The sequence below is a fragment of the Streptomyces chiangmaiensis genome (assembly GCF_036281785.1).
Taxonomy (GTDB): Bacteria; Actinomycetota; Actinomycetes; order Streptomycetales; family Streptomycetaceae; genus Streptomyces; species Streptomyces chiangmaiensis.
Map to the genome: position 1 here is coordinate 69,867 of NZ_JAYWVC010000015.1, position 15,701 is coordinate 85,567.

General features: G+C 70.4%; 12 protein-coding genes and 1 pseudogene. 7 read left to right on the forward strand and 6 right to left on the reverse strand.

The window, feature by feature from the left end:
- Positions 1 to 6 precede the first annotated feature (6 nt).
- Together VXC91_RS07645 and VXC91_RS07650 are read right to left on the reverse strand one after the other, a co-directional pair.
- A complete protein-coding gene (locus VXC91_RS07645; RefSeq protein WP_329506111.1) occupies positions 7 to 1,746 on the reverse strand; it encodes a glycoside hydrolase family 15 protein in 1,740 nt (579 codons plus the stop codon).
- A gap of 142 nt (positions 1,747 to 1,888) precedes the next feature.
- The gene (locus VXC91_RS07650; RefSeq protein WP_329506113.1) at positions 1,889 to 3,964 is read right to left on the reverse strand and encodes a SpoIIE family protein phosphatase; all 2,076 of its coding nucleotides are present in this window, start codon (positions 3,962 to 3,964) and stop codon (positions 1,889 to 1,891) included.
- 400 nt (positions 3,965 to 4,364) lie between these two features.
- Here VXC91_RS07650 and VXC91_RS07655 point away from each other — a divergent pair, with 400 nt between their 5' ends.
- The 3 genes from VXC91_RS07655 (at position 4,365) to VXC91_RS07665 (ending at position 7,226) form a co-directional block, all read left to right on the forward strand.
- On the forward strand, positions 4,365 to 5,327 hold the full coding sequence (locus VXC91_RS07655; RefSeq protein WP_329506115.1) for an NAD-dependent epimerase/dehydratase family protein: 963 nt from the start codon (positions 4,365 to 4,367) through the stop codon (positions 5,325 to 5,327).
- Positions 5,328 to 5,478: 151 nt separating this feature from the next.
- The gene (locus VXC91_RS07660) at positions 5,479 to 6,336 is read left to right on the forward strand and encodes a fructosamine kinase family protein (protein WP_329506117.1); all 858 of its coding nucleotides are present in this window, start codon (positions 5,479 to 5,481) and stop codon (positions 6,334 to 6,336) included.
- A 95-nt stretch (positions 6,337 to 6,431) separates the two neighbouring features.
- Positions 6,432 to 7,226, forward strand: coding sequence for an N-formylglutamate amidohydrolase (locus VXC91_RS07665; protein ID WP_329506118.1), 795 nt, complete (start codon positions 6,432 to 6,434; stop codon positions 7,224 to 7,226).
- An 87-nt stretch (positions 7,227 to 7,313) separates the two neighbouring features.
- On the opposite strand, the gene VXC91_RS07670 is transcribed toward VXC91_RS07665, so the two are convergent.
- Positions 7,314 to 9,701, reverse strand: a complete 2,388-nt coding sequence (locus VXC91_RS07670) for a M4 family metallopeptidase (RefSeq protein WP_329506120.1) — start codon at positions 9,699 to 9,701, stop codon at positions 7,314 to 7,316.
- A 439-nt stretch (positions 9,702 to 10,140) separates the two neighbouring features.
- On the opposite strand from VXC91_RS07670, the gene VXC91_RS07675 reads away from it, so the two are divergent.
- Complete coding sequence (locus VXC91_RS07675; RefSeq protein WP_329506122.1) at positions 10,141 to 10,347, forward strand: hypothetical protein; 207 nt, start codon at positions 10,141 to 10,143, stop codon at positions 10,345 to 10,347.
- A gap of 89 nt (positions 10,348 to 10,436) precedes the next feature.
- On the opposite strand, the gene VXC91_RS07680 is transcribed toward VXC91_RS07675, so the two are convergent.
- The 3 genes from VXC91_RS07680 to VXC91_RS07690 form a co-directional block, all read right to left on the reverse strand.
- On the reverse strand, positions 10,437 to 10,691 hold the full coding sequence (locus VXC91_RS07680) for a DUF5133 domain-containing protein (RefSeq protein WP_329506124.1): 255 nt from the start codon (positions 10,689 to 10,691) through the stop codon (positions 10,437 to 10,439).
- 140 nt (positions 10,692 to 10,831) lie between these two features.
- Positions 10,832 to 11,272 (reverse strand): Lrp/AsnC family transcriptional regulator, encoded by a 441-nt coding sequence (locus VXC91_RS07685; RefSeq protein ID WP_329506126.1) that lies wholly within the window; start codon positions 11,270 to 11,272, stop codon positions 10,832 to 10,834.
- Between the two features lie 43 nt (positions 11,273 to 11,315).
- Entirely contained in the window at positions 11,316 to 12,665 is a 1,350-nt protein-coding gene (locus tag VXC91_RS07690; protein ID WP_329506128.1) for a transaminase, read from the reverse strand.
- Between the two features lie 355 nt (positions 12,666 to 13,020).
- Here VXC91_RS07690 and VXC91_RS07695 point away from each other — a divergent pair, with 355 nt between their 5' ends.
- From VXC91_RS07695 to VXC91_RS07705, 3 genes and pseudogenes are all read left to right on the forward strand, one after another.
- Entirely contained in the window at positions 13,021 to 14,256 is a 1,236-nt protein-coding gene (locus VXC91_RS07695; protein ID WP_329506130.1) for a hypothetical protein, read from the forward strand.
- Positions 14,257 to 14,598: 342 nt separating this feature from the next.
- Entirely contained in the window at positions 14,599 to 15,174 is a 576-nt protein-coding gene (locus tag VXC91_RS07700; RefSeq protein ID WP_329506135.1) for an IS607 family transposase, read from the forward strand.
- 29 nt (positions 15,175 to 15,203) lie between these two features.
- Positions 15,204 to 15,701, forward strand: a pseudogene (locus VXC91_RS07705) (IS200/IS605 family accessory protein TnpB-related protein); the annotation flags it as partial.

A 15,701-nucleotide genomic window follows, 5' to 3' on the forward strand; every position in this document is an offset into this window, starting at 1 on the left:
GCCGGCTCATTCGTCCGCGGCAAGGCGCGCTGCGGTCTCCAGCAGCGCTGCGTGGACGAACGCCCGCGGAAGGTTGCCGGTCAATCGGCGTCGCGCGATGTCGAACGCCTCCGCGTACAGGCCCGGCGCGCCGCAGGCGGCCCGGTTGCGTTCGAACCAGCGGTGGGCGGCGACCGGGCGGCCCTGCTGGTGTTCGGCGAGCGCCATGACGAACCCGCAGAGCAGGGAGGCGTCCTCGGTCTCCTCCAGCGGCCGGTCGTCGTGGCGGAAGCGGTACATGAAGTGGTCGTAGGCCAGCCGGCGGCGGCAGCAGGCCAGTGTGGCTCGTGTGCGCGCGTCGTCCGCGGGCACTGCGCCTCGTACGGCGGGCAGCAGCAGCGCCGCGTCCACGCGCGGGTCGTCGGGTGTGCGCTGCCAGTGGCCGTGGGGGTGCACACAGGTCGCCGAGGTGGTCGCGAGGATCGCGTCGGTGAGCCGGGCGCAGGTGTCGGCGAGTGGATGGGTCGGTGCCGCGTCGGCCATGGCACGCAACCCGGCCACACAGGTCAGCCGGCTGTGCGTCCATGGGCGGCTGTCCAGCTCCCAGATCCCGGCGTCGGGTTCCTGACGGCGAACGGCGATGGCGTCCACCGCGAGTTCGGCGGCCTGCCACGCGGCGTCGTCCAGTCCCTGCAGGCGCTCGGCCGCAGCGAAGAGGAGGAGGGCCTCGCCGAAGCAGTCGAGCTGGAACTGCTCCCGCACCTGGTTGCCCACACGGCTGCAGCCTCCCGGATAGCCGGGAAGGCCGAGTTCCCGCGGTGAGGGGACGGGAGTGCCGTGCACGGTGTAGGCGGGGGCGAGATTCGGGCCGTCGGCCAGCAACCGCTCGCTCACGAAACGCACCGCGGCGTCCAGGATGTCGGGGACATCGGCGGCGGCCGCGGCCTGCCCCGCGAAGCTCTGGTCGCGGATCCACACGTACCGGTGGTCGTGGTTGCGCCCGGCTTCCGAGTGTCCGGGCAGGCTGGTGGTGGCTGCCGCGACCATGCCACCGCCCCGGGTGGTCAGTCCGCGCAGAACGGCGCAGGCGCGCCGGGCGTCCCGCGTGGCGATCGTGTGCACCAGAGCGGGCACCGCCCGCCGCCATCCCTCCTCGGTCGCCGACCACATCGGCTCGGCACGCGGAGCCGTGCGGGGCAGCGGCGAGTCCGAGCACTCGAGGACCAGGTCGTGGTGGTCGCCCGGCTTCAGCAGGATCTCCACGGTCAGACCCTGACCCCGGGCGACGGCGGCCTGTGCCCCCTGCCAGCGCAGTCGGTGGGAGCCGGCGTTCACGTACCAGACGCCGTCGTCGCTGCGGTGTACACGGCTCGGAAAGCTGCGGCCGTAGTCCGCGTGCGGGTCCAGGACGACCCGCACAAGGGCCGGCCCGTCGACGGCCCGCAGCTGCCGAAGGAGCACAAGGCGGCAGGGGTCGCCGGGGAAGGCGAGGGCTTCGCGGCACTCGATGACGCCCTCGCCGGTGACCCAGCGACTGCGCCAGATCAGGGTGCCCTCCTCGTAGTACCCGCCGCAGACGTGGCGGGCCTGCGGGGTGACGGCGTAGACGCCCAGGCCTGCGATGAGCGAGGCGAAGACGGCGTCGTCGTGCCAGCCGGGTGCGCACAGCCAGCCGATGTCACCCTCGGGCCCGATCAGCGCGCCGCGCTCCCCGTCCGCGAGCAGCGCGTAGTCGTGCAGCGCACGGGGCGGAAAGGACGTACTCATGAGTGCTGCCTCCTGGTCGGTGGCGCCCGGCCCTGCCTTCCCGACCGGGTACCCCACGCGAGGAACTCCTCCCGACCGTCATCCGCTCCGGCGGCAGCCGGGACCGACCAAACGCCCAGGGCAGCCGGTCCGTTGTGATCGCTCACGACCGGCCTCGGGCGATCAGCAGAGCGACGTCGTCCTCGCCGCCGGGCGGACGGAGGGCGTCCAGGACGTAGTCGCACGCCTCCTCAGGGCTTCGGCCGTGTGTTGCGGTGAGGGCCTCGAGGAGGGTGTCCAGGCGGGCGTCGATGGGGTCGCGCCGGGTCTCGACCAGACCGTCGGTGTAGAGGGCGAGCTGGTCGCCGGGGCGGAAGGCGACGGTGACGGTCTCGAAGGGGACTCCGCCCACCCCCAGCGGGGCGCCGGTGGGCAGTTCGAGCAACGTCGCCGCTCGGCCGGGTTGCATGAGGGCCGGTGGCAGATGGCCGGCGAGGCAGATGTGGCACACGCCCCGGTGGGGGTCGTGGACGCAGTAGATGCAGGTGGCGATCGTCTGCTCGACGCCCTCGGTCAGGTGGTCGAGGTGTCTGAGCACGTCGGCGGGGGCGAGGTCGAGCTCGGCGAACGCACGGCTGGCGCTGCGCAGCTGGCCCATGGTGGCCGCCGCCTTGACCCCGCTGCCCATGACGTCCCCGACCACCAGGGCCGACTTCTCCCCCTTGAGGGGTATGGCGTCGAACCAGTCGCCGCCGATCTCGCCGACGGCTCCGGCGGGCTGGTAGCGGCAGGCGACCATCAGGCCGGGCAGGTGCGAAGGAAGTTCGGGGAGCAGGCTGCGCTGCAGGGTGAGGGCCGTCTGGCGCTGGGTCTGGTACCACCGGGCGTTGTCGATGGACACCGCGGCGCGGGCGGCCAGCTCACCGGCGAGGAACACGTCGTCTTCACCGAAGGGCTCGGCGCTGTGGGTGCGCTTGAGGTCGAGGGCGCCGAGGACCTCGCCGCGGGCCACCAACGGCACCGCAAGGTACGAATGCACGCCGGCCGTCGCGAGGAGGAGCGTGGGCTCCTCGGGATCCGCGGTGCCCAGCGGGTCCCGGCGGCCGGTGCGGGCGACCATGACCGGCTTACGGGTCTGGACGCACCGGGTGATCAGTCGATCGGCGTCGTGGGCAGCGGCTTCCCCGAGTGGGCCGCCCGCGTGGCAGGTCGCCGTGGGGCGGGCCGCGCTGACGGCGAGGGCGCGGAAGCGGGCCGAGGACGCCCCCGGCGCGCTTCGGCCGTCGAGGACGCTGTCGAGCACGACCACGGCGGCGACATCCGCGAGATCCGGGACGACGACATCGGCAAGCTCGTACGCCGTCTGCTCCAGGTCCAGGGTGGTACCCACGGAGGCGGACGCCTTGGCGATCAGAGCCAGGCGTTGGCGGGCCGCTGCGACCTCCGCGGCGGCCCGGTGTCGCTCGGTGATGTCGATGACGGAATCGGCCATACCGAGCATCCGCCCACCGGAGTCCTCCAGTCGGTGGTACGAGACGGACCAGGCGTGATCGTGATCCGGATCGGCGTGGGTTCGGCCGACGACATAACGGTCCACGACCGGCTCGCCGGTCTCCAGGACGCGCCGCATCGAGCGCTCCATGGCGACGCCGTCCAGGAAGGTGAGGACGTCCCTGACCCGCCGCCCCAGATGCTCGCCGGCAGACAGGCCGTGGATGCGTTCCAGGGCCGGATTGACGCTGAGGTAGCGCAGGTCAGGGTCCAGGATGGCCAGCCCGATCGGGGACTGTGACACCAGACGAGCGGACAGGGCTACATCACGCTCGACCCGGAGCACGGTCGCGTGGTCGGTGGCAAGGCCCAGGGCATAGGACTCACCGACGTCGTTCAGCAGCCGCATGTTGCGGAACTCCACCAGGCGGGTGCTGCCGTCCTTGTGCCGGATCGGGAAGGCCCCGGCCCAGCCGACACCGGACTCCATGACCTCGCCGAACAGCCTGATGACCTCGTCCCAGTGCTCCTCGTGCACCATCAGCCGCGCCGCGAACTCGCCGAGTGCCTCCGCCGGGGTGAAGCCGAACAACTCCTCGGCCTGCGGACTCCAGAAGACCACCCGGCCTTCCACGTCCAGCACCACCGCGGCAACGTTCAGCAGATCGAGCAGTCCGCTGGGCGGCACCGCCGGGCCGGCCGCCGCCCGGCCCTGGTCTGCCCCCGTGGAATCCGCCGCCCTGCTCATGCCCGACCTTCCTCTCACACCCGGTGCCACGGACCGGCTCCTGCCGCGTGGTGGGCGCTGTACCTCACTCCATAGTGTCCCCAGACCGAGTAACCCATCGAGAACCGTCGGAGCCACCGTTCACCGACCGTCGTCACGGTCACGCGACCACCCGTCGACGGAAAGTGTTCGGCTCACGCCGTTCTCGGCCCGCGAGGCGCGAGAGGGCCCGGGCCATCGGGCCGATACGGCCCCCGACCAGGGCACGAGCATTCGGTGAGTCACCCGTCTGCCGTAGACCACCGAGCCCCCTGCGTCCGAACGACGGACGCTGATCGGGGTGCCCGGCGCCCACGCGTCGTCCGCCGTCCGGTGCCGACAGCGCCCGATACACAGTCGCCGACGCAGGAAGAGGATCCGCATGGCCAACGCCTTGTCACGGGACTGGGAACACGCCGTCGTCACCGGCGGCGCCGGATTCGTCGGTTCACACCTGTGCGCCGCCCTGCTCGATTCGGGCGCCGCGGTCACCTGCGTGGACGACTTCAGTACCGGTCGGCGCGGGAACGTGTCCGCCCTGCTGGACCGCCCCGGGTTCACGCTGATACAGGCAGATGTCGCCGCGGGGTTCACCGTCGAGCGGCCTCCCGATCTTCTGCTCCATCTCGCCTCCCCCGCCTCTCCCGCCGACTATCTGCGACTCCCCCTGCACACGATGGACACCGGCAGCATCGGTACCCGCAACGCCCTGGACCTCGCCCACCGCTCGGGCGCCCGCTTCCTTCTCGCCTCGACGTGCGAGGTCTACGGGGACCCGCAGGAGAACCCCCAGGACGAGCGGTACTGGGGTCATGTGAACCCGGTCGGGCCGCGCGGCGTGTACGACGAGGCCAAGCGTTTCGGTGAGGCCCTCACCACCGCCCACGCCGAGGCGAAGGGCACCGACACCGGGATCGTGCGGCTCTTCAACACCTACGGTCCGCGGATGCGCGGCCAGGACGGACGGGCCGTTCCCACCTTCATCCGCCAGGCGCTGAACGGCCAGCCCCTCACGGTCACCGGCGACGGGCGGCAGACCCGCTCACTGTGCTACGTCGACGACACCGTGCGCGGCATCCTCGCGGCGGCCGCACACGGCATGCGGGGCCCGGTCAACATCGGCAATCCCGCCGAGATCACCATGCTCCGCCTCGCACACCTCGTCAGCGAACTGACCGGCGCCTCCTCGGAGATCCACTTCATCGCACGGCCGACGGACGACCCGGCCGTGCGCTGCCCGGACATCACGCTGGCCCGCGGCAAGCTCGGCTGGGAGCCCGAGGTGGACGTCGAGGAGGGTCTGCGCCGCACGATCGAGTGGTTCCGCACCGTCCTCGTCCGCTGAACCCTGCACGTCCCCGGGTGTGTCGCACGAAGTCTTCATCGGTCCTCCCGTCTCGTGGCGCGCATCCGGCCGAGCAGTCGAGACCGCCCGCGTCGTACGGTGTCGTCCGGCCTCCTCGTGGAGGTCCGGAGGATGCGACGAGGTGCCGACCATGTCCGAAGGCCCTGGGCCCACGGCGGCCCGACTCACGGGGCGCCCGGTGACGGGCGAGCGTCCGGTGACCGGTGCGCTCACCGAAGTGACCCTCGACGGCGGTCACGTGGTGATGGTCAAGCACGGCTCCCATCCCGGCGCGGTACGGGCCGAGTCGGCGGGTCTCCGCTGGCTGGCGGACACCGGCACGGTGCATGTCCCGGCCGTGCACGGCCACGACGGGCGATGGCTGGTGACCGACCGTGTCCCGCCCGGCCGGCCGAGCGTCGAGGCGGCGGCCCGCTTCGGCCGTGACCTGGCCGCCCTGCACGCCGCCGGTGCGCCCGCCTACGGTGCCCCGCCACCGGACGGACCCGAGGACGCATACATCGGCCTCGCCCCGATGCACAACGTCCGGGGTGAAGAGTGGCCGGGCTGGTACGCCGAGCACCGGGTGCTCCCCTATCTGCGCCGCGCGGTGGACGAGGGCACGCTGCGCGGCACCGAGGCCGCTGTGGTCGAACGGGTCTGCGAGCGGCTACCGCAGCTGGCGGGCCCCGCCGAGCCGCCCGCCCGGCTGCACGGTGACCTGTGGAACGGCAATGTCCTGTGGGGCGCCGACGGACACGTCTGGCTCATCGACCCTGCCGCACACGGTGGTCACCGGGAGACCGATCTGGCCATGCTCCATCTGTTCGGCTGCCCGCACCTGGGCCGGCTGCTGGAGGGCTACCAGGAAACGGCGCCGCTCGCCGAGGGCTGGAGGGACCGCATCGGGCTGCACCAGCTCTTCCCCCTCCTTGTGCACACGGTGCTGTTCGGCCGCGGCTACGCCGGGCAGGCAGTGACGGCGGCCCAGGCCGCCCTCGCCAGGTGACCGCGGGGCGCGGTCCCGGGAAGCGGAAGTCACCGAACCCGCCGGAGGATGCCCGGCGGTACGGTCACCGGGTCGCCGCACCGTAAGGAGCCTCCGTGTCCCACGCCGACGCGCCGTTCGCATTGCTGCCCGGTGTCGAGGAGTCACCCGTGATTCTTCATGTGCCGCACTCCGCCCGGGAGATACCGCCGAACGTACGGGCCGGCATCCTGCTCGACGACACAGAGCTCGGCCGCGAACTGGACCACATCACCGACGCGCACACCGACGTTCTGGCCGGGCTTGCCGCCACGACCGCGACGGTCACACCCTGGCGGTTCGTCAACCGGCTGTCACGGCTGGTGATCGACCCCGAGCGGTTCCCCGACGAGCGGGAGGAGATGCTCGCCGTGGGCATGGGGGCCGTGTACACCCGCACCACACACCGGGGGGCTCTGCGCTCCGCGGACATCGACCCTCGGCCGCTGATCGGCCGTTACTTCCATCCGTACGCACGGGCGATGACCGCGGCGGTCGCCGGCCGGCTGGCGGCCACCGGGCGGGCCGTCGTGATCGACGTCCACTCCTACCCCACCGCCCGGCTGCCCTACGAACTGCACGGCGACGGCCCGCGACCGCCGGTCTGCCTGGGCACCGACTCCTTCCACACACCGCCGGAGCTGCTCGACCGGGCGCGTGACCTATTCGCGGAGTCCGGCGGGACAGAGGTCGACAGCCCGTTCCCCGGCACGTATGTGCCCCTTGCGTACCACGGGACGGAAGCACGGGTCGCCGCGCTGATGGTGGAGATTCGGCGCGACACCTACATGACCGAACCGGGCGGGACCGCGGGGCCCGGGATCACCCGAATCGCGTCGGCGCTGGCGGCCCTGGTGGACGCCGTGTCCTGAGGTGACCGGCGGTTCCGCTCGGTGCGGTGGCGGACGTGCCGTGGGGACCGTCCGGCGGACGGTCCCCACGGGTGGAGCGGGGGGTGCTCAGCCGGTCGTGAGGGCGGTGTCGTCCACGACGAAGCTGGTCTGCAGCGAGGAGTCCTCCACGCCGTTGAACTTCAGGGTGACCGTGGACCCCGCGAACGAGGACAGGTCGAAGGACTTCTGGCTGTACCCGGAGGCGTGGTTGAGGTTCGAGTACGTCGCCAGCGTGGTCGAACCGGCGGTCACCGTCAGCTTGTCGTACTGGGTGCCCGTGGTGGTCTCCGCCGTGTCGATGTGCAGATAGAAGGTGAACGTGGCCCTGCAGCCGGACGGGATCGTCACCGACTGCGACAGCGTGTCGGTGTGCGAGAACCCGTACCCGTCGAGCCAGGCCTTGTACGAACCGCTGTGCGCCGCCTCACCGCTGTCGTTGGTGATGACCCCGCTCGTCGCGGTCCAGCCGGTGCTGCCCGACTCGAAGCCCGGGTTGCGCAGCAGCTGCGCCGAGGAGCACGAACCACCGGGCGAGCCGACCGTCCAGGTGAAGCTCGCGGTGCCGTTGGCACCCGTACTGTCGGTCGCCGTCACCGTGGTGCTGTAGGTACCCGCCGTGGTCGGGGTGCCGGAGACGACGCCGGTCGAGCTGTTGATCGAGAGACCGGTCGGCAGCCCGGTCGCCGCATAGGTCAGTGAGCCGCCGTTGGTGCTGGACGCCGAGATCTGCAGGCTCACCGGGGTGCCCACGGTCGAGGACTGGCTGCCCGGGTTGGTGACCGTCACTCCCGAGGAGGGGGGCGTGATGTGGCTGCCGACGTTGATCCCGGCGAAGGCGTTGCCCACCCCGGCGTACTGAGTCGAGTTGGTGCCGTAGAGCGCCGCGGCCGCGTTGAGCGCGGCGGTGCGCGCACCGGCGTAGTTCGTGCTGGACGTCATGTACGACGTCAGCGCCTTGTACCAGATCTGCAGCGCCGCGGCCCGGCCGATGCCTGTGACGGCGACACCGTCCGACGTCGGGCTGTTGTACGTCACGCCGTTGATGGTCTTGGTGCCGCTGCCCTCGGAGAGCAGGTAGAACATGTGGTTCGCCGGGCCCGAGGAGTAGTGCACGTCCAGGTTGCCGACGCCCGAGTACCAGCTGTCGGCCGACGCGCCGTCCTTGCTGGGCTTGTCCATGTACCGCAACGGGGTTCCGTTGCCGTTGATGTTGATCTTCTCGCCGATGAGGTAATCGCCGGGATCGACGCTGTTGCCCGCGTAGAACTCGACACCGGTGCCGAAGATGTCGGACGTGGCCTCGTTCAATCCGCCGGATTCACCGGTGTAGTTGAGGCCCGCGGTGTTGGAGGTGACGCCATGGCTCATCTCGTGACCGGCCACGTCCAGCGAGGTCAGCGCGTGGGTGCCGCCCGAGCCGTCGCCGTAGGTCATGCAGAAGCAGCTGTCGTCCCAGAACGCGTTGACGTAGGCGGAGCTGTAGTGGACGCGGGAGTACGCCGCGACGCCGTCGTTCCTGATGCCGTTGCGCCCGAAGGTGTTCTTGTAGAAATCCCACGTCATCTGCGCGCCGTAGGCGGCGTCCGCCCCGGCCGTCTGGGTGTTGGAGCCGGACCCGTTGCCCCAGACGTCGTCCGAGTCGGTCATCAGGGTGCCGGTGCCGGAGGTGCCGTTGTTGAGGTTGTACGTCTTGTGGCCGCCGCGCGTGGTGTCGTACAGCTGGTGCGTCGAGCCGGACAGCGTGGTGTTCAGCGTGACCGTGCCGCTGTACTGGGTGTTGCCGGTGCCGGTCTTGATGTCCTGGTAGCGGTGGAGCTCTTGGCCGGTGGTGGCGTCCGTGATGACGTGCAGCCGGCTGGGCGTACCGTCGTCCTGCAGCCCTCCGATCACCGTCTCCCATGCGAGCTTCGGGGTGCCGTCACCCGCCCAGATCACCTTTCGGGCGCTGTCCGTGGTGGGCTTCTCGGCGTCGAGGGCCTTGGCCGCCTTCAGCGCCTTCGCCTCGGCGGCCGACTCCGCGAAGGCCGCGGCGGTCGTCGGGACCTTGATGGGGCGCTTGTTGTTGAAGGTGGAGCTCACGGTGCCGGTCGCCACGGAGGCCGGCGGGGTGTGGACGACGAGGTCGCCGCCGAGCACGGGCAGACCCGCGTAGGTGCGCTCGTAACGGGTGTGGAGCGTACCGTCGTTGTCCTTGACGACGTCCTTGACGACGAGCTTCTCCTTCGAGCCGAGGCCGAGGGAGCGCGCAGTCCCGGTCGTCTTCTGTGTCGCGCCCTTGATCAGCGCGGTGTGCTGGGCGGGACTGAGCTTCGCCTCGAGTCCCCCGGTGCGCAGGGGGCTTGCGTGGGGAGCGGGCTCGGCGGTGGCGGGAGCCGCCTGGATGCCGACGGCGAGGAAGGCGGCGGTGGCCGCCAGGGCGCCTGCTGCCGTCGCCCGACGGGGGATACGTCTCACTCGTACTCCTCCTGCTGCGGCCGCGAGTCCTACGGCCGGTGACAGACCGGGCAGACGGGATGTGCTGTCCGGGACGAGCTGAGCGGTGCGGGGAACCGTGACCGCGGCAGGACCGGACACGGCCCGCGCCGACGGCTGGAGGCAGAGTGACACCTTGAACCGTTCATGTCATTCAAGAAAGAACGATTCGAGGGTTATCCCTCGGCTGACGACCCTCCGCGGCGCCTGGGGTGCGAACCGGGGCCGGGCGAAACGGCCGCGACCACACATCAACTCACCTTCCGTGTCCACGTCGTCACATCGGGTGCCATGTGCGGTGAGGACTCGCCTCTCGGGATGCGCGCGGCGTCATCTCGATGAAAGGTGAGGGAAAGGTGGTGTCCCGCCCGCGACCGTCCGCGGGTGCCACCACTGCGGATCGACTCGCATAGGAGACAAGATGTCGACGTCACAGCCTGATGCGTCTCGTCGTCCGTCCGATGATCACGCCACTCCGGACGATCTGCTGCACGTGGCCCCTACGGAGACCTCACCGGACGACCTGGTCCTCGCCTCGGGCAGGGACATCACCCCCAGCGCCCTCGCATGGGCCGAGCGCAAACTGGCCTCCGAAGGTCACGCCGCCCTCGACAAGCTGCTGCCCTGACGCTCCCGATCCGGACTCACCGCACCGCAATGCCCACTGTGGCGCGGTGACTCCGGATCGGCGGCAGTCCCGGGGCCGTCATCGCACCGTCACGCGGGCACGGGCAACCCGTTCTCACCGTCCGGCTTCTGGGCGCCGTCCGTCCGAGCCTCGGCGACGAGCAGTTCGTCCGCGGCCGAGATCGCGTCGCGCACGCTCCGAGTTCCCATCATGACGCACAGCGTGTAGCTGACGTCCTCGAGTTCCCGCACCCTTTCGGGCGTCTCCCCCTCGGCAAGAGCGATCCGCAGGGAGGCGTACCGGGTCAGCATCCCTCTGACGACTTTCGAATCCGGAACGAGCACAACCAGGCCCTCTCTCTCGATTTTCGAGCCGGATGCCCCGTAACGGACGGTTCATGGACAACTACGTTCGCTGGGGGGCACTTTGACATGGTATCGCCGCGCGGACCCGAGTACGTCGCACAACTCCCCCTGGCCCACCCCTAGCCCACGTTCCACAGGAATCGATGGGTGTGGATGCCGAAGTAAGGGAAGGACTGGATCCGTGCGACGCCATCGACCTCCCGCACCACGTCGTTGACGAAGTCGAGCAGTTCACGGGACCCTGCGCAGACGACCTCCACGAACAGGTCGAACCCTCCCGACGTCAGCACCGAGTAGACCACTTCCTCGTGGACGGCCAACTCCTCGGCAACAGCCCGCGGATCACCGTCGACCCCGACGCCGAGCAAGGCCATCGCCTGGCCGCCCATCCGCATGGGATCGGTGACCCCGACCACCTGGACGACCTTGGAGTCCAGGAGCCGTTGTAGTCGCTGACGGGCCGCGGAAGCGGAGAGGCCGACCCTGGGGCCGAGGTCGGAGTAGGCGATACGGCCGTCGATCTGCAGCTCACGAAGAATGGCCCGGTCGATCTCGTCCACGCTGTTCCTTTCCGGTGCTCGTTGCCCTGCCCGGCGTTGTCAATCAGCCGAACAGTTCGGACAGGGCCTCGCCGAACACCTCGGTGTGGGTGTCGACGTCCTTGTCGGTGGTCGCCGGGCACATCAATGCCATGTTGTGGAACGGAGTGAGCAGCAGACCCCGGTTGGCCAGATAGAGATGGAGGTAGTCCTCCAGGTCGGTGTCGGAGGCGGCCGCGGACTGCGTGCCGGTACGCGGGGCCGGGTTCGCGAAGCGGTATTCGCTCCGGGCGCCGAGCCGGGAGACGGACCACGGCAGGTCCCATCGTTCGATGCCGGCCCGCACGCCGGCCTCGAACCGCCGCGAGAGCTCGTCCATCGCGGCGAACGCCTGGTCGGTGAGGACGTCTTCAAGGGTCGCCCGCGTCGCGGCGACCGACAGAGCGTTGCCGGCCAGGGTGCCTCCGACGCCGCCCATGTCGACGAGGTCGAGGTCCGCGCGACCCAGCAGCAGCTCCGCCAGCTCCGCGGACAGTCCGTACGCACCCGCCGGAATGCCGCCGCCGATGGCCTTGCCGATGGTGAGCATGTCCGGCTCCAGACCCCAGGCTGCGGTGCAGCCTCCCGGACCGGCGGAGAACGTGTGTGTCTCGTCGTTGATGAGCAGGGCGCCGGACCGCCGGGTCAACTCCCGGACCCCCTCGAGGTATCCCGGCTCGGGCAGCACGATCCCGATGTTGGTCAGCGCGGGCTCCATGAGGACGGCCGCCACATCGCCGTGCGCGAGCTCCCGTTCGAGCTGGTCGAGATCGTTGAACTCGGCCACCCGGCTGGTCAGGGTGACGTCGCAGGGCGCCCCCACATTGCCGGGCCGGGCGGTCCCGCGCCCGTCGGGTCCCACCACGATCAGCGATTCGTCGACACTGCCGTGGTAGCTGTAGCTGTTCACGAGGATCTTCGGACGGCCTGTCACCGCCCGGGCGAGCCGTATCGCCCACCGGTTGGCGTCGGTCGCCGTCAGCGAGAAGCTCCAGCGCGTCAACCCGAAGCGCCGGGTCAGTTCCGCGCCGACCCACTCGGCGTCCTCCGTGGGCAGCATCGCGGTCGCACCGCCGAGATCCGTGAACCGCTGCTGCACCGCCGCGGCGACCGCGTCCGGGGAGTGCCCGGCCATCGCGCCGGTGTCCCCGAGGCAGAAGTCGATGTACTCGTGACCGTCGATGTCCATGACACGGGCACCGCGGGCGGCGGCCAGATAGCGGGGGAACGCGCCCGCCGTCTTGTTCATCCACGTCATCGGCACCCGGCCGAAGAGATGGTCGGCACGTGCATAGGCGGCCTTCGAGCGCGGGTTCTGCCGTTGGGCTTCGACGCTCTCGCGGGCGAGGAGCCGGCGCAGTCGGACGCGGTCCATGGGCATACCCCAGACTTCCGGCGACAGGTGATGGCGTGGACTGTACGGCGGATTTACGCACCAGAGCAATCACATACAGCAGAATCCGTTGGGTAGACGATGGAAGCGTGCGTCAAGCCGAATGAGCGAGCACAGCGCACCGCTCGAAACATCACGGAACCCGCTCGCCCGGCAACGCTCCGCAAGGGTCGGTTCGTGGCGACAGAAGGCGTGTCTCGTCGATGTGGTGTACATCCACGCCTGCGCGGGCACTACGGTGGGACAAGCGATCATGACCGACCTTGCCTCCGGTCCTCGCCAGGTGCGCGGACCATACTGGGAGGCGCCCCTCGTCCTCACCCCCGCAGAGTGATCCATGGCAAAGTCACCCACCGCCCCCACCACGGCTCCCGACACCGTGTGGCTGGCACGCGGGCGACACCTCGGCCCGGGCGCCGAGGAGACCGTCCGCCGCCGCCTGTGGGAGCTGAAGAGCAGCGACGTCATCCAGGACCATCTCGAGTTCGATGCCTCCGGTGACGATCCGACCACCCAGCGCGCCTTCGAGGCCCGCTGGCTGGTCGACGACGACATCGTGGTGCGGGCCCGACTGAACGTCGAGGCGGCGTCCGACGCCAGTGACGACACGCGGCACTGGATGCTGGTCGCCGAGGCGGACCGGCCCTGGGACCTGAGCTGGCCCTCACCGGCCACCGTCTTCTGGCCCGAGGAAGCCGACGCCCCTTGGGACCACGACATCGTCCCGGGCCTTCGCTTCCGCGAGATCAACCCGCTGCCCGCGGACGACCGCGCACTTCGGCGTCTGCTCAAGGAGTGCGCGCGCCACTCGTGGAGCATCCATGTGGTCGTCCACGAGGCGATGACCCCGGACGAGCGGGGACTGCGCCCGCTGGCGCCGCTGCTGCCACCCAGCCTGCGCCACCGCATCATGGAGCACCGGGCCGCGCCCGAACAGTTCCAGGTGGTCAACTGGGCGCTCTACGACCTCGGGGTGCGGGTGCCGCGCGGTGGCGCCGTGGTGCTCCCCAGGGGCCCGGCCGCGGCCGGTTCGAACGACAAAAGCTTCAGCGTCCGCTCGGTGTTCCTCGACGGCTCGCTGCCCACAGAACTCATCGAGACCGTACAACGTGCCGCCCAGTCGCCTGCGCCCCTCCCCGACGGGGCGCCGGAGGCGCTGTCCGAACTGCGTGAGCAATGGCACCTGACGACCCTGCAAGAGGAACTGGCGATGGCGCGCAGCCAGGCCGCCGCCTACGCCGAGGCCCTCGAGGCCATGACGAGGTCGCGCGATCTGTACCAGGAGGCGGCCGAGCTCGCGCACGAGGCATTGGCCGCCTACCGGGAGTCCTACGGCGCACTGCCGTCGCCACGTCAAGAACCGCGCAAGCGGGAAGGATTCTCCTTGCGTTCCCTGGTCAGGCCCCTGGACCGGATGCGCGAGGGCGCGAAGCTGCTCCGTACGTCCGGAGCCGAGGACGGTGCACCCGGCACCACCTCCCCGGACGGAGAGTCCGCGGCGGCCGGACCGGGCGGCGAGTCCGCCGCGCCGGGTTCTTCGGCGGAGCCGTCGGAGGTCCGCGACCGGCAGTAGCGGGACCACCACGGCGGCGCCCGTGTGCGCACCCGGGGGAGGACCGGCCCCGCCGCACACCGGGGGGAGGGCATGGGCGGGGCCGGACGGCTCGGGGGCACCAAGGGGGGAGGGCGCCCACGAGCGGTCTGCGGTTGCTGGTGCCCGCCCTCGTACGAAGTATGCGTCTGCTCCGTGCCTGAATTTCATCCGCCCGTATCAGTACGCGCGGCACCGTGAACAGAGCCTGGCGCAGGTCCGCAATCGGCGGGTGTGACAGGCGGTTCGGGGGGTTGCGAACGGCGGCTGGTTGAGCGTGCATAAGTGTGCATGGCCTTACGGGAGTTGCGATATGGTCTTCGGGTGAATCTGACTGAGTGGGCGCGAGTGCAGGGGATTTCTCCTCACACGGCGTATCGGTGGTTTCGTAACGGGACGCTTCCCGTGCCCGCTCAGCGTGTCGGCCCGCGCACGATCCTGGTGAATGTGGAGGCCAACGCCGCACCGGAAGCGGTCGGCGGGCTGGGCCTGTATGCCCGTGTCTCCTCCCACGACCAGAGTGCGGACCTGGAACGCCAGGTTGCCCGCTTGTCGGCGTGGGCAGCGAAGGCCGGTCACCGGGTCGTCCGCGTGGAAGCCGAGATCGGATCCGGGATGAACGGCTGCCGGTCCAAGGCCCGTCGCCTGCTGGCCGATCCGGATGTGACCACCGTCGTGGTGGAGCACAAAGACCGACTCGGGCGCATGAACACCGAACTTGTGGAAGCCGCTCTGTCCGCGCACGGGCGCCGCCTGGTCGTGCTCGATGACGGCGAAGTCGAAGACGACCTTGTGCGCGATGTGGTGGAGGTTCTGACGCTGTTCTGCGCCCGCCTGTACGGGCACCGGTCGGCGAAGAACCGCGCCCGCAGGGCACTTGAGGCGGCCGAGCATGGCTGAGCCGAAGAAGAAGCCGCTGAGGTCGATCGATGCGCCGTTCGTCGCCCTCGGGCCGTCCGGGGTGGCGGATCACGAAGGCCAGCCATGATCAGTGGGCGCTGTCCCGGCGTGCTCAGCTCGCCCACATCCACAGTCTCGAAGCGGGCGTCCAGACGATCGCGCACCGCTTGTCCCTGCCGGTCGGCGAGAAGGGAACCAAGCGGGCACCGGGCGGCTACCGCACCCGTCAGGAGTGGTTCGCCAAGACCCGCCGCCTGCACCTGCTCGGGGACCGGCTGACCGCCGAGCGGGCCGACCGTGAAACCGGGCGCGTCCGCGTGGCACGCGGCGGTAAACGCCTGCTGGGCACCCGTCACCACCTGGACAAAGCCCAGCTCACCGAGGCCGGATGGCGTGATCGGTGGGAAGCCGAACGCTGGTTCATCCAGGCCGATGGGGAGTCCGGGAAGCGCTGGGGCAACGAGACGATCCGCGTCACGGCGGACGGCGAAGTCTCCATCAAGCTGCCCACGCCGCTCGCTCACCTG

Coding starts and splice junctions, on each gene's coding strand:
- VXC91_RS07695 (WP_329506130.1), top strand. CDS start 13,021: ATGGCAAAGTCACCCACCGCCCCCACCACGGCTCCCGACACCGTGTGG.
- VXC91_RS07690 (WP_329506128.1), bottom strand. CDS start 12,665: ATGGACCGCGTCCGACTGCGCCGGCTCCTCGCCCGCGAGAGCGTCGAA.
- VXC91_RS07675 (WP_329506122.1), top strand. CDS start 10,141: ATGTCGACGTCACAGCCTGATGCGTCTCGTCGTCCGTCCGATGATCAC.
- VXC91_RS07650 (WP_329506113.1), bottom strand. CDS start 3,964: ATGAGCAGGGCGGCGGATTCCACGGGGGCAGACCAGGGCCGGGCGGCG.
- VXC91_RS07645 (WP_329506111.1), bottom strand. CDS start 1,746: ATGAGTACGTCCTTTCCGCCCCGTGCGCTGCACGACTACGCGCTGCTC.
- VXC91_RS07660 (WP_329506117.1), top strand. CDS start 5,479: ATGTCCGAAGGCCCTGGGCCCACGGCGGCCCGACTCACGGGGCGCCCG.
- VXC91_RS07655 (WP_329506115.1), top strand. CDS start 4,365: ATGGCCAACGCCTTGTCACGGGACTGGGAACACGCCGTCGTCACCGGC.